The following is a 23,978-nucleotide window of genomic DNA, read 5'->3' as shown; positions in this document are numbered from 1 at the left end:
TCTCCTCAGGCGGCGGCAGCGTTGCCCCTTCACGGTTGGGGTCGCCAGGTTCGGGAGCGATGTCTGCCAGCCAGGCTAATAGCCAGCAGCATCCCGAACCGCGCGAGATTCTAACAGCTTGAAGCCGTTTGCGTTATATCCGGTTCTTCGGTGCTTAGATCCGGTTCTTAAGTGCATATAACATTTCGAGTGCCCGTCGCGGCGTCACGTCATCGAGATCCAGTTTGGCCAGTTCGTCCAGTACCGGGTGCGGCAGGCTGGCGAACATGTCGCTCTGTTGCGGGGCGGCCGACTTGCCTTTGACGGCCGGCTTTGGCGCCTCATGCGGCAGTGCGGTGTCTTCCAGTCGGCTCAAGTGCTCGCGGGCTCGCACGATCACTTCGCTCGGTACACCGGCCAGTTGCGCCACGGCCAGGCCATAGCTTTGGCTGGCCGGCCCCGGCAACACATGGTGCAGGAACACAATGCGTTCGTTGTGCTCGGTAGCGTTGAGGTGCACGTTGGCCACCAGAGGCTCGGCTTCCGGCAACACGGTCAGTTCGAAATAGTGCGTTGCAAATAGAGTATAGGCACGCAAATGTGCCAGTCGCTCAGCGGCCGCCCATGCCAGCGACAAACCGTCGAAGGTGCTGGTGCCGCGACCGACTTCGTCCATCAACACCAGGCTGCGCTCGGTGGCGTTGTGCAGGATGTTGGCGGTTTCGCTCATTTCCACCATGAAGGTCGAACGCCCGCCGGCCAGGTCGTCGCTGGAACCGATACGGGTGAAGATCCGGTCCACCAGCGACAGTTCACAACTGGCCGCCGGCACGAAGCTGCCGATGTGAGCCAGCAGCACGATCAATGCTGTCTGGCGCATATAGGTGGATTTACCGCCCATGTTCGGGCCGGTGATCACCAGCATCCGGGTGTTGTCGTCCAGGCTCAGGTCGTTGGCCACGAACGGTGTGGTCAATACTTGCTCGACCACCGGGTGACGACCCTGGGTAATGCGCATGCACGGTTCGCTGACGAAGGTCGGGCAATTCAGATCGAGATTCAGAGCACGCTCGGCGAGGTTGCTCAGCACATCCAGTTCAGCCAGTGCGCCAGCGGTATCCTGCAGCGGCGGCAACTGGCTGATCAGATCTTCCAGCAGCGCTTCGTAAAGCATCTTCTCGCGAGCCAGGGCACGGCTCTTGGCCGACAGCGCCTTGTCTTCGAACTCTTTCAGCTCAGGCGTGATGAAGCGCTCGGCACCCTTGAGGGTCTGACGGCGAATGTAGTCTGCCGGTGCCGATTCGGCCTGCTTGCTAGGCAGTTCGATGAAGTAGCCGTGGATACGGTTGTAGCCGACTTTCAGGTTGGCCAGGCCGGTGCGGGCCTTCTCCCGGGCTTCCAGATCGATCAGGAACTGGCCGGCGTTTTCGCTCAACGATTGCAGCTCGTCGAGCTCGCTGTCGTAACCGGTTTTCAGCACGCCGCCGTCACGGATCACTGCCGGCGGGTTGTCGATAATGGCTTTTTCCAGCAGCGCCGCCAGTTCCGGATAAGTGCTGGTGGTGGTCGCCAGACGTTGCAGATGCGGCGCTTCCAGGTCGGTCATCGCCACTTGCAGTGCAGGCAGGGCGCCGAGTGCGTCACGCAGGCGGGCGAGGTCCCGAGGACGGGCATTGCGCAGACCGATCCGCGCCAGAATCCGCTCGATGTCGCCGATTTCCTTGAGCTGTGGTTGCAGGCTTTCAAAGCGATAGCGGTCGAGCAGGCAAGTGATCGAGCTCTGGCGAGCCAGCAGCACGGTCAGGTCGCGCAACGGGCGATTGAGCCAGCGGGTCAGCAAACGGCTGCCCATGGCGGTCTGGCAACGGTCGACTACCGATTGCAGGGTGTTGTCGCGGCCGCCGGCCAGGTTGGTGTCGAGTTCCAGGTTGCGGCGGCTGGCGCCGTCCAGCACCACGGTATCGTCCAGCCGCTCGTGACGCAGGCTGCGCAGGTGGGGCAGGGCGGTACGCTGGGTTTCCTTGGCGTAGGCCAGCAGGCAACCGGCAGCGCCGATGGCCAGGGTCAACGTTTCGCAGCCGAAGCCTTTGAGGTCCTGGGTCGAAAACTGCTGGCAAAGACTTTTCAGCGCCGAGTCGCGCTCGAAATCCCACGGCGCACGGCGACGAACGCCACGGCGTTTTTCCGCCGGCAGGTCTTTTGGCCAGTCATCCGGGATCAGCAACTCGACCGGGTTGACCCGCTCCAGCTCCGCCAACAGGTTCTCCCAGCCCTTGATCTCGAGCACGGTGAAGTTGCCGCTGGTGATGTCCAGCACCGCCAGACCGAACAGACGCTCATCCCCCAGCACCGCCGCAATCAGGTTGTCGCGACGTTCATCGAGCAGTGCCTCATCGCTGACCGTGCCAGGGGTGATGATCCGCACCACCTGACGCTCGACCGGGCCCTTGCTGGTGGCCGGGTCACCGACCTGCTCGCAGATCACGACCGACTCGCCGAGCTTGACCAGTTTCGCCAGATAGCCTTCCGCCGCGTGATACGGAATCCCGCACATCGGAATCGCCTGCCCAGCCGACTGCCCGCGAGCGGTCAGGGTGATGTCCAGCAACTTGGCCGCCTTCTTCGCGTCTTCGTAGAAGATCTCGTAGAAGTCGCCCATGCGGTAGAACATCAGCTGGTCCGGGTGCTGATTCTTCAGGCGCCAGTACTGCTGCATCATCGGGGTGTGGGAGGACAGGTCTGAAATTGCTTTATTCATCAGTGGCTTAGCAGTATTCGTTTAAAGATGTGGGGCAAAAAAGGGGCAAATGCAAAAGCAATAAGCCGCCTTCTTGCGCGATGGAGCGAGGTTACCATAGGGGACGGACAGAAGATGCCAGCTAAGGACTACCGTCGGTAGCCTGGCTGGTTTTACTAGCGGAATAATCCAAGGATCATCGTGATTGGTTGTCGATCACCGAGGGCTTACCGCATTCCAGGTTGCCAATTTCTTCACGCTCGCTTTCATTAAAGAGGTCTCTCAAATCGCTTTCCTTATTATCTTTGATTTTGTTTTTTATCCGAAGCTGCTGCTGATTGAAAGCTTTGTCAGTCGTTTCGAGCGTGATAGCTTGGCGTATTAGCCCCTTGATCTGGTCAAGGTTGTCGTTGTTCTCTTTGCGCAGCATGTAAAGGTAGCAGGCTTTGTTGTAAAGGGTGATAGGGGTAACCCGTCCTGACTCTAGCTGCTCATTGATGATTTCTAGGGCTTCCTGAATTCTTCCAAGTCGTTTGAGTATATAACCCTTGAAAACTTTCGCCTTGGCATATTCTGCGGAGTCCTTGTTCTCGCTGTATATGTTTAACGCTTCGTTAATAGAGCGTAGTGCATCTTCTAGGAGGTTCTTTGAACCCGTTTTCTCTGCGGATTCGGTGTTCGTTACAGCCTCAAGATAAAGGACTTCCGCTCGTAACGTTTTGTTTTGAGTGAGAATGTTCTCGTCCTGCTTTTTTCGCTCTTCGGACTCTTTCTTTATTTCTTGATGTAAGACTTTATCCGCAATTCCGTCGAGAAGGGCATAGCCTAAGTAGGAGGCAATTCCTGAAACAGATACAAGTAGAAGAGCTTGTTGAACAAATATGGCGGTTTTGCCAGCTTCGATTGGAAGGATGATTGATTGGTAATCTATATGTATAACCGATGAAAAAAATGGCACGCACATGAAAGAGGCAGCCGCACCGAATAGAATATTTTTTATAGGAATGCTGTCCTTTTCCTCGGCAACCCGGGACCACTTTGCGTAGCCCCCAAGAAAAGAGCCAAAGAGTATTAGCCCCATTATAAAGATGAGATTTGCAATGGTAGGGGAAATGGCTACAAGAGATTGCACCATATGATCTTGGAGTGCGGCGCCGGCAATGCCGGAAACATTATTTGAACTTTCCATTTCTCATCACTTGCCGAAATTTAGGAAAAAAAAAGCAGGCAAAATGCCTGCTCTTTTACAGATGGATATAAATCAGATGTCAGGACGCTCGTCCATGTAAACATTAGCAGCGAAATCTTTCATATATAACCTCCATAAGAGAGCATGTTGTTTCGTTTGGTACCTCGCTATACCCAAGTGCTTACGCGAGGTGGTCTAAATATAGTGTATCCAAGCTCTGGTACAAGGCCTTTCGTCTGATCTGGCGTCGCTAGGGCAGGATCGAGGTCTGGTATCAGTCTTGCTGAGCGAATCTTGAAGCGAAATGGTGAGCTAGTAAAGGCGAAAATTGTGTCAAATCCATTGCTGTGCATAAAAAACCGTACATTCAATGTGTTAGGGCTTCTGATTTTTTTGAAAATGGCTTGAAAATCTCCTTGACGCGTGATCTTATAATGATTCTGGTATTAAGCGTAAAAACGGTTATAGCTCACCCCTCTACAGGCCCGGGCTTCTCGAAGAGAAGCCCGGGCCTGTAGAGGGGTGAGCTGAACCAAAATTTCTAAAATTTTTCGTTTGCTGTTATCCCAAGGAATGCTCGATATTTTGCCAGATGCGCTTCAACTCTCCTGACGATTCGTCGTCCATTCATTTAGCGTAGACCTCGACAAGCATCGTAAATCCTTGTGGCCCATCTGTTTGGTGATGAAAGCAAGGTTGCCATGCGCTGCTAAGCGCCAACACGCAAATGTGTGGCGTGTTTGGTATGGGCGTCGGGGGCGAGTGCTCGATCGTATTTGAATGGCAGCCCACATCGTGTTCCTGGACGTGGGGATAAACCAGTGGTTGATGACTTTCTTCCGTGCCTGCGTCATCGGTGATAGTAACGGGGTGACTGGTTCCGTGCGACTTTCGTAGCGGTTCATATACACCTCGACTTCACGAGGCGCGTGAACGGCTACCAGCGCCATCAATTTTTTGCAGGCTTTGATGGCTGGCGGCATCCATTACGGCCCGAGGCTTTCCGGTCTTAGGCTCTTTGATCGTACCGTTTGCCGGGGTGGCTCTGGTTATATTGAGCTGGCTCGCTGCCAGGTCGATATCTTCCACTGCCAATGCGCATAGTTCGCCGGGCCAAAGGCCGGTGAAACGACAAAGGTGATGGCCGCAGAGTCCTGAGGGGGAGGCATCTTTTGTTGATAAGCTGTTCGAACTCGGCCATTGGTCAATGGGTCAGGCTTTTGTCCGATCATTGCAAATCGTATGCAGGCAGCGGACAAGCCTTCGCGACAGTAGCGTATCCGTATTTTTCTTCGGTCATCGGTGTGAGATCGACGGCTTTCAATGGCTTGTAGCGGGCCAACAGATTGATAAGGCGTTCATCTTTTACGTTGCTGTAGTTGGTCGCGTTCTTAGAGTGGGGGAAATTTCCGCGATGGGCGCAAGGTTACCATGGGCAGTCTGTCGGACGCAGGCATCGCGTCCGGGTGACAGCTATATGGCGCAAAAAGCTCGACTATGCACGATTTATGCAAATCAGCATTTGTCTTCCCGAAAAACTTCAAGCACTATGCGCGTTATGCAAAAACGCAACGTATCCTCCGTCTTAAGAGCACTGCTCGATCAGCACGGGATCTCCCCCACGGAGCTCCACCGTCGCACCGGCGTGCCTCAATCCACTCTCTCGCGGATTCTCAGCGGGAAGATCGTCGATCCTTCGGATAAACACATCTCGAAGATTGCCGAGTACTTCGCCGTGAGTACCGATCAGTTGCGCGGGCGCGCGGATGTTGCGCCGGTCGCGGGCGGCGGGCGCGAGGAGTTGCATTCCGAACTCAAGGACATAAGCCTGTGGGACGATGACACGCCCGTCGATGACGACGAGGTGTCGGTGCCCTTCCTTCGCGAGGTTGAATTGGCTGCTGGATCAGGAAGATTCGTCATCGAAGAGAGCGAACGCTCTAGCCTGCGCTTCGGCAAGCGCAGCCTGCGCCATAACGGCGTGCAGTTCGACCAGGCCAAATGCGTGACCGTACGGGGCAACAGCATGTTGCCAGTGCTGCGTGACGGCGCCACCGTCGGTGTGAACGCGGGCAAGTGCGGTATCGGCGACATCATCGATGGCGACCTTTACGCGATCAACCACAACGGTCAGTTGCGGGTGAAACAGCTCTATCGCCTGCCCACCGGTATACGCTTGCGCAGCTTCAATCGCGACGAGCATCCGGACGAGGACTACAGCTTCCAGGACATGCAGGAAGAGCAGATCGTCATCCTCGGTCACGTCTTCTGGTGGGGCATGTACGCCCGGTAACGATCCCTCTCTCAGATAAAACCCGCCCACGGCGGGTTTTTTTTCGCCTGTAGAAAACCGGACAACCCTTGATTGGCAGGGCTTCCATGCATCCGCGCATTTCTCATACATAAATAAATGCATTTACGCATTGACTGGATATGCATACATGCATATTCTTGCCACCAAGCCGCTCGACAAAGCGGCTGGCAACAACAGCTCTTTAGTTCCACAAGAACAGGCAGCGATGAACCGGCCTCAACGGTTCAGAGGGTTGGCAACTGACCCGGGTGTGCAGCGTAAAGCACCAGAAGCAGTTATCCGGCGGGCAGGGACCGCGGTCGGAAAAACAATTTGAACGGACTCGTACCGCGCCAGTAGCGCCGAAAAGTCAGCTTCCTTCACGTACACAGGGATGGAAGGAAGGCAAAGGAGTGCATTACTGAAAAGCCCGGCGTTTTGCCGGGCTTTTTGGAATGCCTGTCTGGGCAGAAAGAGAAAGGCCGGAATGCCGGCAATCAAAAAGGATGATGACCATGAAGAAGTACGTACGTGTTGTGGATGGCAAGGTCGACAACATTTTCGAAACCAACAATCCGATCACCGACGATTTCCCGGCGACTCAGGTCTGGGTGGATGTCACCGCATTGCCCAAGATCGATTATTCCTGGAACGCAGTGAAAACCAACGGCGTCTGGACCTTCACCGACAGCGATATGTGGGGCCAGCCATCGCAATTGTCCAATCAACTGCGCGCCGAACGATCGCGCCGGTTTGATCGAGTCAACGCCACTCTGCTGGCTACCGCGCTGGAACAAAAGGTTGAACTGGGTCTGGCGACTCCAGCCGATATCGCGGGGCTGCAAGCCTACAAGCAGTTTTTCATTGATATGAGCAACGTCAACAAGCAGCCAGGCTACCCGCTGACAATCACTTGGCCTGAAGTTCCATAAACACCGATTCATGCCGCTGCACGCAGACCGCATCACTCAATGGCCCGGTGCACCGCCGGGCTTTCTGATTGCTGGTCTGGCGGGAACAGAAATGCCGGGAACCGGCAATCAAAAAGGATGATAAGCATGAATCGATACGTCTTCATCACGATGCCCAATTTCAAGGTTTATCGGGTGCTGGATACCGACGAAGGAAAGCCGGTCAGTCTTCCTGACGGATTGTGGGGGCAATGGGTGGATGTCACTGGAAACGCGGAAGTTGCGGTGGGGTGGAATGCCAGATTGGTCAACAATCAATGGGAGTTGCATGCACCCACCTACGAAGAGGTGGCCAGTGAAGTCAAGTTCCTCGCGACTGAGAAGCTGTCGAATGCCAAAGGCTGGCTGACGTTCAATCCGCTGGATTACAAGAAAGATCTGGGGATCGCAACACCAGAGGAAGAAGCGGCATTACGGGCATTCCAGCAATACGTCGTCGCCGTGTGCGAATACAAGAGTCAGCCGGGTTACCCGTACACCATGATCTGGCCGACGGAGCCTTTTTCGCTGGTTTGATTCGACGATCCGATTGTTCTGGTTTGTATTACTGAAAAGCCCGGCCTCAGTGCCGGGCTTTTTGGAATGCCTGCCGGATGCGCGCCGCTTCAACGAAGCGCCACGGCATAAACACAGTCAGGCGGAGAATCAAAAGGATTTGCAGATGTTGAAAGACTGCCGCTGCGGGCATTGCAAAAGACTGCTCGCCCGGGTGGGTGAGTACACCGAGCTCCAGATCAAGTGTTCCCGCTGCGGAACATTGAATCATGTGAAGGCCACGAGCCCCGAGCGATCGCCTGTGAGCGACATGAGCACGATCGCGTGCACAAGACTATCCGACGCTATAGGTAAAAAATGAAATCGATCAAAACTCATCTGGGTTCGATGCTGTTGTCCCTGACGCTGCTGGCTGCCAGCGGTTCTGCGTTCGCAGCCGAACTGGTCGTCAATGGAAGCTTTGAAACCCCTGGTTGCAGCAACGACTGCATTTTGAATACACCCGCTCAGGCCGACTTCATCAACGGCTGGACAACGTTCCTGTCCGGTGTGGAGTACATGAACGTCCGCGCGGCCATCGGCAGTTCGGTTGCCGCCGATGGCGCCATGGCCGTAGATCTTGCCAACTATGTATACGAAAACGGCGGCGGGATTCAGCAGAACATCAATACCGTCGTTGGCGCGAAGTATCGCCTGAGCTTCAGCGCCGGTAACTCGAAGTATGTGAATCGCACCGGCAACGGTGTCATCAACGTCAAGGTGGCCGGAAAAACCACCAGCTTCGACACCCCTGTGGCGACAGGTGATGCAACCGTATGGGAAACCAGAACCCTGGACTTCACCGCCACTACTTCGCAAACGACCCTGAGCTTCTGGAACGAGCAGAATCCGAACGCTCATTTCGCGTTCATCGACAAGGTCAGCGTAGTACCTCTTTAAGGCATTACCGGCGGGCACTCCTGCAGTGCCCGCTTTCAGAGACAGCGTTTGAAACTAAAACACATCACACATCAATCTTCCCTGGAGGCGTGACATGACAAACGAGCAACAAGCGTTGCTGGACATGCCAATCTGGCTGGTCATCCTCCTTGCTGTGGCGGGCGGGGTCTCCGGCGAAATGTGGCGCGCCGACAAGGAGGGCGCTCGCGGCTGGCCCTTGCTGCGACGCCTCGCCCTGCGCTCCGGCGCCTGCATGATCTGCGGCGTTTCGGCGATCATGCTGCTGTACGCCGCCGGCATGTCGATCTGGGCCGCCGGTGCCTTCGGTTGCCTGACCGCAATGGCCGGTGCCGACGTGGCCATCGGTCTGTACGAGCGCTGGGCCGCCAAGCGCATCGGCGTCAGCGAAGTTCCTCCGCGCGACCCGCAATAACCCTTTCACTTCCCTGTCTCGCTGCACACGTGCGGCGGGGCTGCGCGTGGATAATCGAAAAGGAGGTCATGCATGCCTGCACTGGTTTTACAGCCATCGCAGCTGTTCACGGCAATGGCGACAGCCTTGCGCAATAACGCCGGCCTGAATGTGCAGGTCGGCACTCACGATGACTTCACGGTCCCCGGCGACAAGGCCTGGGTGCTGATCGACATCGAACGTAATGCACCGGGAGAGCGCGCCGCCAACGGGCGTATTGCCCACGCATTGACGCTGTCTCTTCAAGTCATTCCGGCCATTTCTGCCACGGCGTTTGCCGCGTGCGATCTGATCGCCGCCCTGAAAAACCTGATCACCGACAACCGCTGGGGCTTGCCCGGCGATCAGTGTGATCTGCCTGTGAATATTGATGGTTTGCCGTCACTGGCGATTCGCGCCGATCAGCCCAACAAGGCCTGGACCCTGACATTCAACCAGACCCTCTACCTCGGCCCGACCTTGCTCGACGATCCGCTCGGCACCTCGAAATTCGCCCGCACTTGGGAAGTCAGCGACATCGACGACCCCGACCAATACACCTCGCTGGAGGCCTGACCGATGTTCGACGCATTACTGCGTATGCAACTGGGCCCGATCATCGAGCGCCTGGCCGAGATGGAAGCGGAGATCGAAGACCTGCACCGACGCTCGGAGAGTTTCTGCCGCATCGGCATATGCCAGGAGGTCGATGCTGCCAGCAACACCTGCCGTGTCAGTCACGGTGGACTGCTCACGCCGGCCATCAAATTCTTCAACCCGAGCGCCGGCGCCCAGAGCGAGTCGCGGATACCCAGCGTGGGCGAACAGTGTTTGTTGCTTAACTACGGCAGCGGAGAGAGTGGCGCACAAAGCGTGGCGTTGTTCGGTCTGAACAGCGATCAATTTCCACCCGTTGCGACCGTCCCCACGCTGACGCGACGGGTGCATGTCGATGGCAGCGAAAGCGGCTACGACGACGCCACGCACACCCTGCACTGGCAAAACGGCCCGGCCGCATTCACCGGCTCTCGCGAAGCGCTTGAGCTGAGCATCGGCCCGGCGCGGCTGGCGATGACGCCGCAAGCGATCAACCTGCAACTGGGAGCCACCGGCCTGACCATCGACGCCTCGGGCGTGCACTTCAGCGGCCCGCTGGTGGATCACCAGGGTCGCGTCATCAGTCCCTGAATCAAGAGCCTCCCATGATCGGAATCGATAGAGACACCGGGGCCACGGTCGACGACTGGCTGCAATTCGTGCAGCGCGCGACACGAGCCCTGACCACGCCGCTGGGCACCCGGCAAAAAAGGCCCCTTTATGGTTCGTTGATCCCCACGCTGCTGGGGCAAAACCTCGGCGATGACGTTCTGCTTCTGGCCCAGAGCCACGCCGCGCAGGCGTTCTACAACCCGCAGAACGGCATCGGCGATTTCCAGCCGGGCGTGATCGTCGCCACCCGACAGGGCGCCGGTCTGCTGCTGCGTTTTGCCGGCACCTGGAAAAACCGCCAACAGACTTTCGAGGTTGTGACATGAGCATGTTGATCCCTGGCCAGAACCAACTGGCCGAACCTTCACTGATCAAGGTCGAGGCCTTCGAGGATCTGCTCGCCGAGTTCAAGACCTTCGTCCTGGAATACGTCGGTACCCGTTCGCCGCAGAGTGCTGCGAAACTCAAGACCAGCCTGGACAACGAAAGCGAACTGCTGACGATGGCGCTCGAAGCGTTTTGCGTTCGCCTGCAGACCCACGAACGCAAATACAACGCCCGCATCAAGCAGATGCTGGCGTGGTGGGCGACCGGCAGCAATCTCGATGCACGGCTGGCGGACATGGGCCTGGAGCGGCAGCTGCTCGACCCGGGCGACCCGGCGGCATTTCCGCCGGTGCCGGCGATTTACGAAAGCGACGATGACGCCCGGTTGCGCTATTACCTGGCGCCCCATGCGCCGGCGGCCGGTTCGCGAATGCAGTATCGCCGCGAAGTCTTCACCCTCGGTGAACGGCCGGCGGTGAAAGTCGAATCCAGCGATGCCGGCGTCGTCGACGTCACCTACACCTTCGCCCCGGACGGCCTCGCCGCACAGGTCAAGGATGGCAATGGCCGTCGCACGGCCCCCGGAGAAGTGCAGGTGACTGTGCTGTCCCGCGATGCCGACGGCACACCGTCCGCCGCGCTGCTCGACGGCGTGCGCCAACACTTCGCCCGGCCCGATGTCTGCCCGGAAACCGACAAGGTCACGGTCAAGGGCGCCGAGATTCAGCGCTACAGGATCCGCGTCGTGGCGAAGATCAATTCCGGCCCGGATTCGGGCCTGACCAAAGTCGCTGCCGAGCAGCATCTGCAAGCCTACGCCGACAGTTGTCATCGCCTGGAAGGCCGGGTCGACCCGAGCTGGATCGACTACACGCTGCACAGCGCCGGCGCCGTGCAGTTGCAGATTCTTGAACCGCTGACACCCATCGTGTGCACCGCGTTTCAAGCGCCGTACTGCACGGCGGTCGAAGTCGAGGTGCAGACCCTATGACGGACCAGACACCGCGTCCGACCCTGCTGCCGGCCAACAGCTCGGCGCTGGAACGGGCGCTCGACATCGGCTTCGGCACCTTGCTTGACCGCATCGTGCCGCCGTTTCCCGAATTGATGAACCCGAGCGCAACACCGGTTGCGTTCCTGCCGTATCTCGCAGCGGATCGCGGCGTGGCCGAATGGAGCACCGACGCACCGGAAGCGGAAAAGCGCCTGACCGTCGAACTGGCCTGGCCCACGGCGCGCCAGGCCGGCACCCGCAAGGCGCTGGAGAACGCCGCCAAGGGGTTGCAACTGAGGCCGGAAATTCGCGCCTGGTACGAACAGACGCCGCCGGGTGTGCCATACAGCTTTTCCGTGCGGGCCTTCAGCGAACAACCCTACAGCGAACAAATCGACGCCCGTCTGGACCGACGCCTGGCCGATGCCAAGAGCGAACGGGACGTGCTGTCGGTGTCGGTCGGCCTCAGCGCCTTCGGCTCTCATGTGATTGGTGCCGCGACCTTCTGCGGCGAACTGACCACGGTTTATCCGGTGTTCCTCGAAGGCCTCGAAACCTCCGGCGAGGCCTTCATGGCGGCCGGTCTCTACACCGTCGAAACATCCACTATTTATCCTCAGGGGGCCTGAATGGCTGACTATTACACCCTGCTCACCAACGCAGGGATTGCCTACGAAACCGCCTGCAAGGCGGCGGGCGTACCGATCAAGCTGACGCAGATTTCCGTCGGCGACGGCGGCGGCGCGGTCTACAACCCGGCCGCGACAGCTACCGCGCTGAAACGCGAAGTCTGGCGCGGACCGCTCAATGCATTGTTCCAGGACGAGAAAAACCCGAGCTGGCTGCTCGCCGAAGTCACCATTCCGCCGGACGTCGGCGGCTGGTATGTGCGTGAAGCCGGCCTGTGGACCGACACCGGCATTCTCTACGCCATCGTCAAATACCCGGAGTCGTTCAAACCGGTGCTGGCCACGTCCGGCTCGGGCAAAGAGTTCTACATCCGCTCGATTTTCGAGACCAGCAATGCCTCGCTGGTGACGCTGCTGATCGACGACACGGTGGTCAAGGCCACTCGTGCGTGGGTGACTGGATACGTGGCGGATGAGCTTGCCAAACTTGATGCCAAGCAGTCCGTACGAGTGGCAACTACCGGCAATATTGCATTGAAGGCGGCACAAACCATTGATGGTGTTGCGGTCGTTGTAGGTGACCGGGTGCTGGTGAAGAACCAGACGTTATCGAAAGACAATGGGTTGTACGTTGTTGCGAACGATGTTTGGGTTCGTGCAAAAGATGCTGACTCAAACTTGAAAGTAACGTCTGGTCTTAACGTATCCGTTGAGCAAGGCACAACTCAGGCTGACACGATCTGGCAACTGGTTACCGATGGTCCGGTACTGCTCGGCACGACCGCTTTGGTGTTTCAAAACATCACCTTCGGTTTTGCCCCGCTCAGTTCACCTGCGTTTTCTGGCACCCCGACAGCACCAACGGCTAACGTTCTCAGTAATGACGACACTCTGGCAACGACCAGGTTTGTTCGGAGCGCGCTTGGCAGTTATGCCGGCCAGACGAACTATGCCACGAACACCCAGTTGACAGTTGCCGACGTCGGGAAACTGTCGATCTTCACTGAGCCCGGTTTGACGGCAACGCTTCCTGACTGGAACACCGTTCCGCCTGGTGGCTTGGTTCATCTGACAACCACGGCGGGATTGACAGTCCAGACCCGACCCTCGGAAAGCATAAGCGCTGTAAACACCACCAGTCTGACGAGCGTTGTGCTTCAACCCGGCAACTTTGCGGTTTTCCGACGCCTGTTGCTGGGGCCCGGCTGGAGTCTGGATTCCGGTGATGCTGCGCTGAAATATTCGCCGATGTTTTCCACTAATAGTGGAACAACCGGATATATGAAACACCCCAGTGGAATGATCGAACAATGGGGGCAAGGCATGACGGATGCGGCGGGTAAAGTCTATGTCAGCTATCCGATAGCATTCACATCCGGGATGCGCTCAATCACCTGTACTCATGCGGGTACCCTGGCACTGATGAATTGTCTGATTTTTACCTCCGATGAGAAAGCCGGATGTACTCTTCTTCTCCAAAGTGGAAGTAATGCGGCTTATCCCGGTTGGAAACTCTACTGGCGAGCGATAGGGATTTAAGCATGACTGACGTTATTTTTTTCAGCCCAAGTACGTGTGGTGCCTATCTCCCGAGTATCCATCAAACCGGGATTCCCGAGGATGTGGTGCCCATTCCACTTCGTGATTGGGAGCTACTGCTTGATGAACTTGCGAAAACCCCTAAAAAGATCGGGGCCGGAGTCGACGGAAAGCCAATGCTGGTTGACCCACCTCCTCTCGACACCGAGTTTTTGAAGTCGTTGGAACTCGGTTGGCGCAACGCCGAACTGTCCTCGACTGACGGTCTTGTTTCAAGGCATCGAGACGAGTTAGAAAGCAGTGCTGTGACTACGTTTACGGTGACTCAGTACGCTGAGTTGCAAGCTTATCGACAAGCGTTGCGTCACTGGCCTCAGGTTAGAAATTTCCCTCTGGTCGAGCATCGACCTCAGATGCCATCGTGGCTCATTGAAAGTAAGCAATAAAACGCCCCGCACCTCGGGGCGTTTTCTTATCCGCAAAAACACTCAACACCCGCCAAGCCCCTCCCTTTGAGGGGCTTTCCCGTTTATGGAGAAACGAAAAATGGCAACCCGCCAAACCTACACCGTGCTCGTTCCATTCCCCACCGGCGGTGGGCACTGGTCGAGCGTCGGCCAGGAACTCGATCTGCTCGATGTCGAGGCCAGTGCCCTGCACAGCGCCGGTCGACTGGAGCTGAAAACACCTACCACCAAGGCCGTGAAGGCCGCTGCCAAGAAGGCTGACTGAATATGGCTGAGGTTCTGAACTTCGAGCACAACGGCATTACCGTCAATGCCACCGAATCCCCCGAGGCCATGGGTGGCCTGGGTGACAACGTCATCGGTCTGGTCGGCACCGCGCCGAAAGCCGATCCGCTGATTCCGCGCAACGCACCGTTTCGCATCAACAGCTTCACCACCCACGCGCTGCTCGATCCGACCGGCGCGGAAGAGGGCACCCTGTACCACGCGGTTTACCAGATCCTCAAAGTGGTCAAGGTGCCGGTGTACGTGGTGATCGTCGAAGCGGGCGCGACCCCGGCCGACACCGTCAACGCAGTGATCGGCGGCATCGAGCCAGTGACCGGTCGCAAGCTTGGTCTGGCCGCACTGGGCAGCGTCCCGGAAGACCTGACCATCATCGGCGCGCCAGGCTTCACCGGCACTAAAGCAGTAGCCAGCGAGTTCGCCTCGTTCGGCAAGCGCATCAAGGCCCGTGTGGTGCTGGACGGCAAGGACGCCTCGGTCGCCGACCAGGTGACCTACAGCCAGGAACTGGGCGGCGCCGACCTTGGCTTCGACCGTTGCCTGGTGGTGCACAACATGCCTGCCGTGTATTCGAAAGCCGCGAAGAAAAACGTCTTCCTCGCACCATCCAGTCTGGCGATTGCCGCACTGGCCAAGGTCAAGCAATGGGAAAGCCCGGGCAACCAGGTGACCTACGCCGAAGACGTGTCCCGGGTTGTTGAGTACAACATCCTCGACACCTCCACCGAAGGCGATCTGCTCAACCGCTACGGCGTCAGCTACTACGCCCGCACCGTGCTGGGCGGCTTTTCGCTGCTGGGCAACCGCTCGATCACCGGCAAGTTCATCAGCTACGTCGGTCTTGAAGACGCCATCAGCCGCAAGCTGGTGAAGGCCGGCCAGAAAGCCATGGCCAAGAACCTGACCAAGTCGTTCATGGATCAGGAAGTCAAACGCATCAACGACTGGCTGCAGACCCTGGTCGCCGACGAAACCATTCCTGGTGGCAGCGTCTACCTGCACCCGGAACTCAACAGCGTCGAGAAGTACAAGAACGGCACCTGGTACGTGGTCATCGACTACGGCCGCTACGCGCCGAACGAACACATGGTTTATCAACTCAACGCCCGCGATGAAATCATCGAGCAGTTCCTGGAGGACGTTCTCTAATGTTTACCAACCGTAATCGCCAGGCCATCGCGGCCACCCTGCAAGGCCTGCCGCTGTCGGCGACCGTGGAAGAGTTCACTCCGCCGAAAATCGAATTCGATGTAGAAGAAATGCGTGGCGGCCGCTTCATCGTTGAAGAAATGGTCAAGGGCGGCAAAGCGCTCAACGCCAAGTTGACCCTGCAAGGCATGGGCGCCGAGGTCATGCTTGCACTGGGTGTGAAGCTGGGCGACGACATCCTGCTGAACGTGCGTGAAGCCGGTCAGGACCAGGACGGCAACACCTGGTTCACCTACCACACCGTCGGCGGCAAGCTGAAATCCCTGGAGGAAACCGCGGTGAAGATGGGTGAAAAACCCAAGACCAACCTGGAGCTCTCCTGCCGTACCTACAACCGTCTGGAAAATGGCGTGCCGGTGATCGACATCGACGTGCGCACCCAGAAGTTCGTGCTCAACGGCGTCGACATCCTCGGTGATGCCCGTCGTGCGGTGCTGATGCCGTAAGGCTCGGCCAGAAAGGCAACAACCCACCCTGTGGGAGCGAGCCTGCTCGCGATGAGGCCATCACATTCAAATTCAATGTTGACTGACCCGCCGCCATCGCCAGCAGGCTGGCTCCCACAGGTTGTACTCAAGAATCACCAAGGAATTCCTTTCATGTCGTGGATGCCACCCAAGCATGACCTGCTGTCGCCGATCACCGGTGACGACGGCTCGCAGATCGAATCGATCGAGCTCAAGCCCCTGTTCTACGCTGCCCAGAAAGAAGCGCTGGAGCGCGCCGGCGACGACGAAGACGATCAGTTCTTCGAACTGGCGTTGCTGGCCACCGGGATGTCGGTCAAGGAGCTCGACCAGCTCAAGCGTCCGGACTACGTGACGATCGCGCAATACGTGCACGAGATGTCGACCCGTCCGGCGTCGTACTTTCTCGACCAGGTCGAAGACGCGGAAAAGTCCGACGATCCCGACCAGGTGCAACTGCTGCAACCGCTCGCCGTCACCGGCCGCACCGTGACCTCGCTGAGCCTGGAAATGCCGGCGCTGCGGGCCACCAAAGTGATGAAGAAACTGAAAACGGCCAAGGAACGCGCCGAGTTCATCACCGCCCATTGCACCGGCCTGATGATCCCCGATCTGGCCCTGATGAGTGTCCCGGACTGGACGCAATTGCAGGTGCGCATCGACGATTTTTTAAACCAGCCGGCGGCCTTCTTTCAGAACGCGACATCGAAGTAATCCTCGATATCGTGCCGCTCATTTACCCGGTAAGTGAGGCGGAAATTCTGGAGTGGGACGCCGAAAAGGCGTTGCGCCGCTACGACATAGCGATCACTCGCCTTGGCGTGAAACAGGAGTAGAGCGGCATGGCAGAGAGCAAATTTGCGCTCACATACGCCAATGAGAGTGGCAACGCAGCAGCCGGGTCGGCGGTGGCCGATGGCTTTGGGCTGCAGGACTTGAATCTGACTATGGCGCTGGCCAGCGTGGATATTCGCTTGCTCACGCAGGAGCAGATCAAGCTGCGGGAACTGCTGGTCAGCCAGCAGTCGTTGTTCAAGGTCGTCACGGCACCGCCAGCCGCCAATAGTGAGCCGAAGTCAAAACTCAAGGCGGAAATCGAGCAGCGCCCGCCACCGAAAAGACTGCAATCGGCGATGGCCAACGAGACGGCGCTGGTTGAATTGAATCAGGTGCTGCACCTGAGCACGAAATCGCTTCAGGCTCTTTCGGAAAAGAACCTGGAAATCGCCAGTGATAAACGGGTTGCCCCCAGCGGGGCTACCGGCGCGGATCTGTTGCAAGTGCAACTCGCCGGGCTGCGGTCCGGCATCAGTGATGGTCTGAAGGGCGAGCAGAAAACGGAGGCGTTACAGGACTTCTCCCGTGATGCCGCCATCAATGCCTCGGCCTTCAAGATCGATGTCAAGGCGGCTGGAGAAATGTTGTCGGGCTGGCGCGCCACACTGAAGCTTGATCGGGTGCAGAGCCAGAATCTGGCAGACGCGACCAACTACCTTGGCAACAGTGGCCTGAACGTCAAAGCTGCGGACATCGGCTCCGTCGTTCAAAGCGCCGGTGAGGGCGCCAAGGCTGTCGGGATGACACCCGAGCAAGTGGCTGCGCTTGCGGCGGCGTTCCTCAACAGCGGCGCCAGCAAGACAGATGCCGCAGGGGCGCTGAAGAATTTCACGACGGTTCTGGGCAAGGGAGAGTCCGCATCGTCGGCGCAGCGTTCGGCCTGGGCCGACATAGGTCTGAACCCGGAGTCGCTCGCGCGCGGGATGAGTGACAATGCACCCGAAACGATCAAGCTGGTTCTGGAACAACTCAAGCAACAGCCTGAAGAGAAACAGGCTTCGCTGACTAAAACGCTGTTTGGCAACAACGATGCAATCCTCGAGTTGTTGAAGAAACCTGAGGATGTTCAAACGGCGTTCAAGCTGGTTGCTGACAAGTCCCTGTATGCAGACTCGGCGGGAAAAACCGCTGAGGCTTATGGCAATACATCGCAGGGACGCTGGAATGCGCTGGATGCGAGTCTCAACCGGCTGTCCACGGCAGTCGGCAATGCATTGGCCCCGGTGACGGACGGCTTCGCCATCGGGCTCACTGCGGTGGTCAATGGACTGAGCGCAGCCGCCGAAACTTTCCCGTTCGTCACCGCTGCACTGACATTGCTTGGTGTGGCTGCCACGCCGTTCGTGGCGGGCGCTCTGAAAACCGGCGTGTCTGCGGTGCTTGATGCGGTCTCCACGAGACTTCTGCGCCTGGCCGCGGCACGTTTACCGTCCGAAGTCGGCGATATGCTCACCGGTGACGATGACAACGGTGGCGGCCGCAAAAAGAAACGATCGGCTCGCAAGTCGGGTCAGGGCAAGCAGGCCAAAGCCTCTGCGAAAGGTGCCAAGCCCCGCACTCCCGCTGTTCGTCAAAGCCTGGGCAGTCGACTGCGCGGTGCAGCGATGAAGGTCATGCCTTCGATCAAACGTGCGTCTGCCAGGGTCTTGCCTGCAGTGCGGAGCGTCGGAGCCAGGATTATGCCGATGCTTTCTCGGGCGGCACCTTTGGCGGGTAAGGTCGCTGTCCCGTTGATGGTGGCGCACGCCGCTTACACAGGTCTCAAAGGCTTGCGTGACGGTGATGAAAAAGCGGTGGGAAGCGCAACGGGTGAGCTGGCGGGGACAGCCATTGGCGCTCTGGTCGGCTCGTTTATTCTTCCAGGTATCGGTACGGCCATCGGGAGTATTGCGGGTGGATATTTCGGCTCATTGGCGGGAGAAGCATTCGCCAGCCCGCCCGCCGACAAACTCGCTGCGCCGGGAGATGTCGCGAAAAACCTGGTCAACGCTCCCACCCAAAGTCAAAACCAGCAAGTCACCTTCTCCCCACTGATCCAGGTCACCTGTCCGGCACCGGACACTGCCGAGCAGATTCGCACGATCATCGGGCAACAACTGAGCGGGCAGTTCCACGGCCAGTTCCTGCCGCTGTTGACCAACAACCCGCTCGCCACCCGCCGCGACGCAGCCCTGACCGATGGAGGCGCCACATGAAACAACAAATGGCCCTGGGCAGTTTCATCTTCGGACTGTCCCGGGATTTTGCGTACAGCACGCTGTCGCGAAAATCCGAGGGTGGCTGGACCGAGCTGCAGATCCTCAACAGCAAACCCAGATCCCATCAGACAGGACAGAAGCCTGAAACCCTGACCATTTCCGGCACCTCGATGTACGCCGTGGCGATGGAGCGGCTCGATGAGCTGCGTGCGCTGCAAGCACTGAGAGCACCACTGCCGTTGATTGACGGCATTGGCCGCAACTGGGGTTTGTGGCGGATCAACAGCATCGACGAAAACCAGAGCGAGGTCATCGATGACGGCACCGCGATGGTGATCAAGTGGGTCATCGGATTGTCGGAGTTCAACAATGCGTAAGGTACGAAGCGTGGCCGGCGATTCGGTGAATCTGTTGCTCTACCGCGAAACCGGTCGCAGCGATGACAGCGCCGAAGAAGCCCTGTGGACACTCAACCCGACCCTGGCCGAACACGGCCCGATTCTGTCGGCGGGTGTCTGGGTGACACTCCCGGAACTCGATAGCAGACCGGCCGCGATCAAACCGGTTCTGGCCTGGGATTAAGGAGGCTGCATGGCACAGGGATTTACGCCGGCGATCGAAATCTACGGCGCCAACAAGGACCTGCTGAACCAGCGCCTGATCAGTTGGGAGCACATCGATGCCGCGGGGATGGAGTCCGATCAACTGACGCTGGTACTCGACCTGGAAGGCCTTGAAGGCTTGCCGACCCTGGGCGGGACCATCGGCCTGCGGGTGGGGTATCTGGAAACCGGACTGGTCGAAAAGGGCCAGTTCAAGGTCACTCGACTGACACCGACGCTGTTCCCTCTGCGCCTGACGCTGGTCGCGACAGCCGCGCCTTTCAGCGGCAAGGACGAAACCGGATTCAAGGAACGGCGCACGGCCAGTCATGGCCCCACGACGCTTGGCGGGCTGTTTCGCAAACTGGTCGAGCCGCACGGTTTCTCGCCGCGCGTCGATCCCGAACTGGCGCTGATCAGGATCGCTCATGTCGACCAGTCGAACGAAACCGACATGGGCTTCATCACACGACTGGCGAAAAAGTACGACGCGGTGGCCAAACCGTTCAACGACCTCTACGTACTGGCGAAACCGGCGCAGCTCAAAAACCTGTCGGGTCAGGTGATACCGGATGTGAGGCTGTCGGTGACCCACAACAATCGGCCGGGCGATCACGCCTTTATCAGCGCCACGCTGGAAGAGACCGCCCGCACCCAGAATCAGGGTTGCAAAGTCTGCTGTTGGGACGCCAATGCCGGCAAGCAGGTGGAGGTGAAAACCGGCTCGGCGCCCTACAAGGTCGTTCGTCAGAAACAGGCCAGTGTGGAAGAAGCCAAAGCCATCGGCGAAGCCGAAGTGCGCAAGATGCTGCGCGAGAAATACAAGCTGAAGGTCACCTGCCCGGGCGATCCGCTGCTGGTTGCCGAGGGCCTGCTGGTGCTCGATGACACCTGGCCGGACTTCATGCGCGGTCGCTGGTCGATTGAAAAGGTGACTGCCAGCGGCAAGCCCGAAGAAAGCTATCGCTGCCTGATCGAAGCAAACGGCCGGGATCCCGAGGCAAAAGCCAAGGACTGATCCACCCGATCTCACCACCACACCCCTCACGGTGGTCACTCACAAAACCTGGAACGCTCCCCATGAAGATCTCCCCGATCCTCACGCAGCTGCGTGCGCAATGCCCAAGCCTTGCCGGCCATATCGCGACAGGTGTCGACCTGGCGCTGCTGCAAGGCAACCCGAATCTGCCGACCCCGTCGGCCCACGTTTTACCGCTGGCCGATCTGGCCAGCGCCAGCACCGCACAAAACTCCGCCAGCCAGCCGATCCGCGACCGCTTCGAAATCATCCTGGTGCTCGACGCCACGGATGCCACAAAAGCGCTGGATCTGTTGCACGACCTGCGCGCCGAAATCTGGCGTGCGCTGGTGGGTTTCAAACCCGGTTCCGACTACAGCGCCATCGTTTATGACGGCGGCGAAACGGTCTCGATCAACAGCAGCCGCGCGTTCTACCGGCTGCGCTTTTTTGCCGAGTTCCAGCTGGGCCGCAATCTGCCAAGTCAGCCTGCGGAGAGTTGGCACGAACGTGAACTGGACGGTTTGTCGTCCTTTACCGGGGTCACCGTGCGGGTCGATGCGATCGACCCGGCCGACCCCAACCTGAAACACCCGGGCCCTGACGGGCGCGTGGAAATGACTTTCTCTGGAGACGTAACCCCATGAGCAACCGCATCACCGTAGTGCCGGCCGCCGGCCGTGCCGTGCCGGACCCGGAAGCAGGCGACCTGCTGCCACTGGAAGGCCGTGAAGTGCTGGACAGCGCCTGGTGGCGCCGGCGTCTGGCCGACGGCGATATCACCCTCAAAACCGCAACAGCTAAACAAAAGGGAGCCAAATAATGGCGATCGGATTCAGCAACATTCCTGCGGACATTCGTGTACCGCTGTTCTATGCCGAAATGGACAACTCGGCCGCCAATAGCGCGTCCTCGTCCATGCGCCGCCTGATCGTGGCGCAGGTCAACGACAATATCGCCCCGAGCGAAGTCGGCAAACTGGTGCTGGTTTCCAGCGTGGCACTGGCCAAGAGCATTGGCGGCCAGGGCTCGATGCTGGCCTCGATGTACGAGACCTTCCGCAAGGCCGACCCGATCGGTGAGATCTGGTGCCTGCCGCTGCACAACGCCACCGGCGCTATCGCCAAAGGCGTGTTGACCCTGACTGGCACCGCAACTCAGGCTGGCGTGCTCAACCTGTATGTCGGCGGCGTCCGTGTACAGGCCACCGTGGTCAACGGTGCCACCGCTGCCCAGGCGGCCACCGCCCTGGCACAGAAAATCAACGCCACCGCCGATCTGCCGGTGAGCGCTGCGGCCGCCGAAGGTGTGGTCACCCTGAACGCCAAATGGACTGGCGAGAGCGGCAACGACATCAGCCTGCAATTCAATCGCCTGGGCAAGAGCAACGGCGAAGAAACCCCGGCCGGCCTGACCACCGCCATCACCGCCATGACCGGCGGCGTCGGTGTTCCGGATCAAGTGGCTGCCGTTGCCGCACTGGGTGACGAGCCGTTCGAATTCATCGCGCTGCCATGGTCCGACCTGGCCACCCTGAACACCTGGCAAGCGGTGATGGACGACAGCACCGGTCGCTGGTCGTGGGCCAAGCAACTGTTCGGTCACGTCTACAGCGCCAAACGCGGCACCGTCGGCACTCTGGTGGCAGCCGGTCAGGCGCGCAATGACCAGCACATGACCATTCAGGCGCTGGAGCCGGGCGTTCCGCAACCGGTATGGGTACAAGCCGCTGCACTGGCTGCACGTACTTCGGTGTTCATCTCCGCCGACGCCAGCCGTCCGACCCAGAGCGGCAGCCTGCCAGGCGTCGATCCGGCTCCGGCCAGCGAGCGCTTCACCCTGACCGAGCGTCAGTCGCTGCTCAACTACGGCATCGCCACCGCGTACTACGAAGGCGGCTACGTGCGCATCCAGCGCTCGATCACCACCTACCAGAAGAACGCTTATGGCCAGGCCGACAACTCGTACCTGGACAGCGAAACCATGCACCAGTCGGCGTTCATCGTGCGTCGTCTGCAAAGCGTGATCACCAGCAAATACGGTCGCCACAAACTGGCCTCCGACGGCACCCGTTTCGGCGCCGGTCAGCCGATCGTCACTCCGGCGACCATTCGCGGTGAGCTGATCGCCCAGTACGCCAAGCTCGAACTGGAAGGCCACGTGGAAAACGCCGAGCTGTTCGCCGAGCACCTGATCGTCGAGCGCGACGTGCAGGACCCGAGCCGCGTGAATGTGCTGTTCCCGCCTGATTACATCAACGGTCTGCGCGTGTTCGCACTGCTCAACCAGTTCCGTCTGCAGTACGACGACGTCGCCTGATCGGCCCGTTTGAGACTGTGATTTCAGCCCACCTCGCGTGGGCTTTTTATTTGAAGGGAGTAACACCATGGGTCAACTGATTGCAGGCACCTGCTACGTCAAGGTCGACGGCGCACAACTGACCATCAATGGCGGCTGCGAAGCCCCGCTGATGGCCGTCAAACGCGAAACCGTCGTACCGGGCTTCTACAAGGAAACCGACATCGCGCCATCGTTCAAGGTGACCGCGCTGCACACCGCCGACTTCCCGCTGAAGAAGCTGATCGAAGGCACCGACATCACCGTCACTTGCGAATTCAGCAACGGCAAAGTCTACGTACTGGCCGGTGCCTACCTGGTCGAAGAGCCAGTCTCCAAGGGCGATGACGCCACCATCGAACTGAAATTCGAAGGCATCAAGGGGACCTGGCAATGAGCGGCGCCGTGAAGCTTCAAGTTGCGATCGAAGCTCACGGCGAGCCCCTGACCGAACTCTTCCTGCGCCGTCCGACGGTGCAGGAGGTGCGAGCGATCAAGGCGCTGCCGTACAAGATCGACAAGAGCGAAGAAGTCAGCCTCGACATGGACGTGGCGGCCAAATACATCGCCGTGTGCGCCGGCATTCCGCCGTCGTCGGTCAACCAGCTGGACCTGGCTGACCTGAATGCGCTGAGCTGGGCCGTTGCGAGTTTTTTCATGAGTGCGGCGTCGGAGCCATCACCGACCTGATTTCGGTCGCCTATGACCTGGCCTGGTTCTGGAAGGTAGACCCCGAACAGATGATGGCCAGGCCACTGGATGTGCTTCGCGAATCGCTGGAGCACGCGCAACGGATCAATGCGATG

The 23,978-nt window shown here is 58.8% G+C and carries 30 protein-coding genes; 27 read left to right on the top strand and 3 right to left on the bottom strand.

Annotated features, from left to right (window positions below; all coding sequences use genetic code 11):
- Positions 1-154: 154 nt before the first annotated feature.
- Complete coding sequence (gene mutS / locus M5B44_RS02725) at positions 155-2,725, bottom strand: DNA mismatch repair protein MutS (RefSeq protein ID WP_248738406.1); 2,571 nt, start codon at positions 2,723-2,725, stop codon at positions 155-157.
- Positions 2,726-2,912: 187 nt separating this feature from the next.
- The gene (locus tag M5B44_RS02720) at positions 2,913-3,905 is read right to left on the bottom strand and encodes a hypothetical protein (protein ID WP_248738167.1); all 993 of its coding nucleotides are present in this window, start codon (positions 3,903-3,905) and stop codon (positions 2,913-2,915) included.
- A 1,558-nt stretch (positions 3,906-5,463) separates the two neighbouring features.
- On the opposite strand from M5B44_RS02720, the gene M5B44_RS02715 reads away from it, so the two are divergent.
- The 4 genes from M5B44_RS02715 (at position 5,464) to M5B44_RS02700 (ending at position 7,685) form a co-directional block, all read left to right on the top strand.
- A complete protein-coding gene (locus M5B44_RS02715) occupies positions 5,464-6,198 on the top strand; it encodes a helix-turn-helix transcriptional regulator (protein ID WP_085712860.1) in 735 nt (244 codons plus the stop codon).
- A 148-nt stretch (positions 6,199-6,346) separates the two neighbouring features.
- Complete coding sequence (locus M5B44_RS02710) at positions 6,347-6,535, top strand: hypothetical protein (protein ID WP_134825654.1); 189 nt, start codon at positions 6,347-6,349, stop codon at positions 6,533-6,535.
- 178 nt (positions 6,536-6,713) lie between these two features.
- Positions 6,714-7,130 carry a tail fiber assembly protein gene (locus M5B44_RS02705; RefSeq protein ID WP_134825655.1) on the top strand — a complete coding sequence of 139 codons (417 nt, stop codon included), beginning with the start codon at positions 6,714-6,716 and terminating at the stop codon, positions 7,128-7,130.
- 126 nt (positions 7,131-7,256) lie between these two features.
- On the top strand, positions 7,257-7,685 hold the full coding sequence (locus tag M5B44_RS02700; RefSeq protein WP_248738166.1) for a tail fiber assembly protein: 429 nt from the start codon (positions 7,257-7,259) through the stop codon (positions 7,683-7,685).
- A 46-nt stretch (positions 7,686-7,731) separates the two neighbouring features.
- Here M5B44_RS02700 and M5B44_RS02695 read toward each other — a convergent pair whose 3' ends face one another.
- Positions 7,732-7,935, bottom strand: coding sequence for a hypothetical protein (locus tag M5B44_RS02695; RefSeq protein WP_248738415.1), 204 nt, complete (start codon positions 7,933-7,935; stop codon positions 7,732-7,734).
- Here M5B44_RS02695 and M5B44_RS02690 point away from each other — a divergent pair.
- The 23 genes from M5B44_RS02690 to M5B44_RS02580 all read left to right on the top strand — a co-directional run bounded on the left by M5B44_RS02690 (position 7,879) and on the right by M5B44_RS02580 (position 23,862).
- A complete protein-coding gene (locus M5B44_RS02690; RefSeq protein WP_248738405.1) occupies positions 7,879-8,025 on the top strand; it encodes a Com family DNA-binding transcriptional regulator in 147 nt (48 codons plus the stop codon). The genes M5B44_RS02695 and M5B44_RS02690 overlap by 57 nt on opposite strands.
- On the top strand, positions 8,022-8,603 hold the full coding sequence (locus M5B44_RS02685) for a DUF642 domain-containing protein (RefSeq protein ID WP_248738165.1): 582 nt from the start codon (positions 8,022-8,024) through the stop codon (positions 8,601-8,603). The genes M5B44_RS02690 and M5B44_RS02685 overlap by 4 nt, the downstream gene beginning before the upstream one ends.
- A gap of 94 nt (positions 8,604-8,697) precedes the next feature.
- On the top strand, positions 8,698-9,036 hold the full coding sequence (locus M5B44_RS02680; protein WP_248738164.1) for a phage holin family protein: 339 nt from the start codon (positions 8,698-8,700) through the stop codon (positions 9,034-9,036).
- Positions 9,037-9,108: 72 nt separating this feature from the next.
- A complete protein-coding gene (locus M5B44_RS02675) occupies positions 9,109-9,630 on the top strand; it encodes a hypothetical protein (RefSeq protein WP_248738163.1) in 522 nt (173 codons plus the stop codon).
- Between the two features lie 3 nt (positions 9,631-9,633).
- Positions 9,634-10,242, top strand: coding sequence for a phage baseplate assembly protein V (locus tag M5B44_RS02670; RefSeq protein WP_248738162.1), 609 nt, complete (start codon positions 9,634-9,636; stop codon positions 10,240-10,242).
- Between the two features lie 14 nt (positions 10,243-10,256).
- Positions 10,257-10,589: a phage baseplate protein gene (locus M5B44_RS02665; protein WP_085712866.1), complete on the top strand. Its 333-nt coding sequence runs from the start codon at positions 10,257-10,259 to the stop codon at positions 10,587-10,589.
- Positions 10,586-11,581 (top strand): baseplate J/gp47 family protein, encoded by a 996-nt coding sequence (locus tag M5B44_RS02660; RefSeq protein ID WP_248738161.1) that lies wholly within the window; start codon positions 10,586-10,588, stop codon positions 11,579-11,581. Before M5B44_RS02665 ends, M5B44_RS02660 begins: the two co-directional genes overlap by 4 nt.
- Entirely contained in the window at positions 11,578-12,213 is a 636-nt protein-coding gene (locus tag M5B44_RS02655) for a phage tail protein I (protein WP_248738160.1), read from the top strand. The genes M5B44_RS02660 and M5B44_RS02655 overlap by 4 nt, the downstream gene beginning before the upstream one ends.
- Positions 12,214-13,752, top strand: coding sequence for a phage tail protein (locus M5B44_RS02650; RefSeq protein WP_248738159.1), 1,539 nt, complete (start codon positions 12,214-12,216; stop codon positions 13,750-13,752). It abuts the gene before it with no gap.
- 2 nt (positions 13,753-13,754) lie between these two features.
- Positions 13,755-14,198, top strand: a complete 444-nt coding sequence (locus tag M5B44_RS02645) for a phage tail assembly chaperone (protein WP_248738158.1) — start codon at positions 13,755-13,757, stop codon at positions 14,196-14,198.
- Between the two features lie 100 nt (positions 14,199-14,298).
- Positions 14,299-14,484, top strand: a complete 186-nt coding sequence (locus M5B44_RS02640; RefSeq protein ID WP_039771239.1) for a hypothetical protein — start codon at positions 14,299-14,301, stop codon at positions 14,482-14,484.
- Between the two features lie 2 nt (positions 14,485-14,486).
- Positions 14,487-15,653 carry a phage tail protein gene (locus M5B44_RS02635; RefSeq protein ID WP_248738157.1) on the top strand — a complete coding sequence of 389 codons (1,167 nt, stop codon included), beginning with the start codon at positions 14,487-14,489 and terminating at the stop codon, positions 15,651-15,653.
- On the top strand, positions 15,653-16,159 hold the full coding sequence (locus M5B44_RS02630; RefSeq protein ID WP_248738156.1) for a phage major tail tube protein: 507 nt from the start codon (positions 15,653-15,655) through the stop codon (positions 16,157-16,159). The genes M5B44_RS02635 and M5B44_RS02630 overlap by 1 nt, the downstream gene beginning before the upstream one ends.
- A 153-nt stretch (positions 16,160-16,312) precedes the next feature.
- Positions 16,313-16,894: a phage tail assembly protein gene (locus tag M5B44_RS02625; protein ID WP_248738155.1), complete on the top strand. Its 582-nt coding sequence runs from the start codon at positions 16,313-16,315 to the stop codon at positions 16,892-16,894.
- A 128-nt stretch (positions 16,895-17,022) separates the two neighbouring features.
- Positions 17,023-19,212 carry a phage tail tape measure protein gene (locus tag M5B44_RS02620; protein WP_248738154.1) on the top strand — a complete coding sequence of 730 codons (2,190 nt, stop codon included), beginning with the start codon at positions 17,023-17,025 and terminating at the stop codon, positions 19,210-19,212.
- Positions 19,209-19,592 (top strand): phage tail protein, encoded by a 384-nt coding sequence (locus M5B44_RS02615; RefSeq protein ID WP_248738153.1) that lies wholly within the window; start codon positions 19,209-19,211, stop codon positions 19,590-19,592. Before M5B44_RS02620 ends, M5B44_RS02615 begins: the two co-directional genes overlap by 4 nt.
- On the top strand, positions 19,585-19,797 hold the full coding sequence (locus M5B44_RS02610; RefSeq protein WP_085712874.1) for a tail protein X: 213 nt from the start codon (positions 19,585-19,587) through the stop codon (positions 19,795-19,797). The genes M5B44_RS02615 and M5B44_RS02610 overlap by 8 nt, the downstream gene beginning before the upstream one ends.
- Positions 19,798-19,806: 9 nt before the next feature.
- Positions 19,807-20,835 (top strand): phage late control D family protein, encoded by a 1,029-nt coding sequence (locus M5B44_RS02605; RefSeq protein ID WP_248738152.1) that lies wholly within the window; start codon positions 19,807-19,809, stop codon positions 20,833-20,835.
- A 62-nt stretch (positions 20,836-20,897) separates the two neighbouring features.
- Positions 20,898-21,482, top strand: coding sequence for a hypothetical protein (locus tag M5B44_RS02600; protein ID WP_248738151.1), 585 nt, complete (start codon positions 20,898-20,900; stop codon positions 21,480-21,482).
- Complete coding sequence (locus M5B44_RS02595) at positions 21,479-21,658, top strand: DUF2635 domain-containing protein (protein ID WP_007954893.1); 180 nt, start codon at positions 21,479-21,481, stop codon at positions 21,656-21,658. The genes M5B44_RS02600 and M5B44_RS02595 overlap by 4 nt, the downstream gene beginning before the upstream one ends.
- Positions 21,658-23,154 (top strand): phage tail sheath subtilisin-like domain-containing protein, encoded by a 1,497-nt coding sequence (locus tag M5B44_RS02590; protein ID WP_248738150.1) that lies wholly within the window; start codon positions 21,658-21,660, stop codon positions 23,152-23,154. Before M5B44_RS02595 ends, M5B44_RS02590 begins: the two co-directional genes overlap by 1 nt.
- A 67-nt stretch (positions 23,155-23,221) precedes the next feature.
- On the top strand, positions 23,222-23,569 hold the full coding sequence (locus M5B44_RS02585; RefSeq protein ID WP_007908779.1) for a phage tail tube protein: 348 nt from the start codon (positions 23,222-23,224) through the stop codon (positions 23,567-23,569).
- Positions 23,566-23,862, top strand: a complete 297-nt coding sequence (locus tag M5B44_RS02580; protein WP_248738149.1) for a phage tail assembly protein — start codon at positions 23,566-23,568, stop codon at positions 23,860-23,862. Before M5B44_RS02585 ends, M5B44_RS02580 begins: the two co-directional genes overlap by 4 nt.
- The last annotated feature ends 116 nt before the right edge of the window (positions 23,863-23,978 follow it).

Origin of the sequence: Pseudomonas sp. MWU12-2029 (assembly GCF_023242425.1) — a bacterium.
Taxonomy (GTDB): domain Bacteria; phylum Pseudomonadota; class Gammaproteobacteria; order Pseudomonadales; family Pseudomonadaceae; genus Aquipseudomonas; species Aquipseudomonas kribbensis.
The sequence above is the reverse complement of the archived record's forward strand: the minus strand, read 5'-3'. Positions and strand labels throughout refer to the sequence as shown.

Bases quoted from the DNA above. Each gene is read 5' to 3' on its own strand.
- M5B44_RS02615 (WP_248738153.1), top strand. From the start codon at position 19,209: ATGAAACAACAAATGGCCCTGGGCAGTTTCATCTTCGGACTGTCCCGG.
- M5B44_RS02670 (WP_248738162.1), top strand. From the start codon at position 9,634: ATGTTCGACGCATTACTGCGTATGCAACTGGGCCCGATCATCGAGCGC.
- M5B44_RS02650 (WP_248738159.1), top strand. From the start codon at position 12,214: ATGGCTGACTATTACACCCTGCTCACCAACGCAGGGATTGCCTACGAA.
- M5B44_RS02585 (WP_007908779.1), top strand. From the start codon at position 23,222: ATGGGTCAACTGATTGCAGGCACCTGCTACGTCAAGGTCGACGGCGCA.
- M5B44_RS02720 (WP_248738167.1), bottom strand. From the start codon at position 3,905: ATGGAAAGTTCAAATAATGTTTCCGGCATTGCCGGCGCCGCACTCCAA.
- M5B44_RS02645 (WP_248738158.1), top strand. From the start codon at position 13,755: ATGACTGACGTTATTTTTTTCAGCCCAAGTACGTGTGGTGCCTATCTC.
- M5B44_RS02605 (WP_248738152.1), top strand. From the start codon at position 19,807: ATGGCACAGGGATTTACGCCGGCGATCGAAATCTACGGCGCCAACAAG.
- M5B44_RS02655 (WP_248738160.1), top strand. From the start codon at position 11,578: ATGACGGACCAGACACCGCGTCCGACCCTGCTGCCGGCCAACAGCTCG.
- M5B44_RS02625 (WP_248738155.1), top strand. From the start codon at position 16,313: ATGTCGTGGATGCCACCCAAGCATGACCTGCTGTCGCCGATCACCGGT.
- M5B44_RS02610 (WP_085712874.1), top strand. From the start codon at position 19,585: ATGCGTAAGGTACGAAGCGTGGCCGGCGATTCGGTGAATCTGTTGCTC.
- M5B44_RS02710 (WP_134825654.1), top strand. From the start codon at position 6,347: ATGCATATTCTTGCCACCAAGCCGCTCGACAAAGCGGCTGGCAACAAC.
- M5B44_RS02685 (WP_248738165.1), top strand. From the start codon at position 8,022: ATGAAATCGATCAAAACTCATCTGGGTTCGATGCTGTTGTCCCTGACG.
- M5B44_RS02590 (WP_248738150.1), top strand. From the start codon at position 21,658: ATGGCGATCGGATTCAGCAACATTCCTGCGGACATTCGTGTACCGCTG.
- M5B44_RS02630 (WP_248738156.1), top strand. From the start codon at position 15,653: ATGTTTACCAACCGTAATCGCCAGGCCATCGCGGCCACCCTGCAAGGC.
- M5B44_RS02595 (WP_007954893.1), top strand. From the start codon at position 21,479: ATGAGCAACCGCATCACCGTAGTGCCGGCCGCCGGCCGTGCCGTGCCG.
- M5B44_RS02640 (WP_039771239.1), top strand. From the start codon at position 14,299: ATGGCAACCCGCCAAACCTACACCGTGCTCGTTCCATTCCCCACCGGC.
- M5B44_RS02705 (WP_134825655.1), top strand. From the start codon at position 6,714: ATGAAGAAGTACGTACGTGTTGTGGATGGCAAGGTCGACAACATTTTC.
- M5B44_RS02660 (WP_248738161.1), top strand. From the start codon at position 10,586: ATGAGCATGTTGATCCCTGGCCAGAACCAACTGGCCGAACCTTCACTG.
- M5B44_RS02700 (WP_248738166.1), top strand. From the start codon at position 7,257: ATGAATCGATACGTCTTCATCACGATGCCCAATTTCAAGGTTTATCGG.
- M5B44_RS02665 (WP_085712866.1), top strand. From the start codon at position 10,257: ATGATCGGAATCGATAGAGACACCGGGGCCACGGTCGACGACTGGCTG.
- M5B44_RS02695 (WP_248738415.1), bottom strand. From the start codon at position 7,935: ATGATTCAATGTTCCGCAGCGGGAACACTTGATCTGGAGCTCGGTGTA.
- M5B44_RS02680 (WP_248738164.1), top strand. From the start codon at position 8,698: ATGACAAACGAGCAACAAGCGTTGCTGGACATGCCAATCTGGCTGGTC.
- M5B44_RS02635 (WP_248738157.1), top strand. From the start codon at position 14,487: ATGGCTGAGGTTCTGAACTTCGAGCACAACGGCATTACCGTCAATGCC.
- M5B44_RS02715 (WP_085712860.1), top strand. From the start codon at position 5,464: ATGCAAAAACGCAACGTATCCTCCGTCTTAAGAGCACTGCTCGATCAG.
- M5B44_RS02600 (WP_248738151.1), top strand. From the start codon at position 20,898: ATGAAGATCTCCCCGATCCTCACGCAGCTGCGTGCGCAATGCCCAAGC.
- M5B44_RS02675 (WP_248738163.1), top strand. From the start codon at position 9,109: ATGCCTGCACTGGTTTTACAGCCATCGCAGCTGTTCACGGCAATGGCG.
- M5B44_RS02580 (WP_248738149.1), top strand. From the start codon at position 23,566: ATGAGCGGCGCCGTGAAGCTTCAAGTTGCGATCGAAGCTCACGGCGAG.
- M5B44_RS02620 (WP_248738154.1), top strand. From the start codon at position 17,023: ATGGCAGAGAGCAAATTTGCGCTCACATACGCCAATGAGAGTGGCAAC.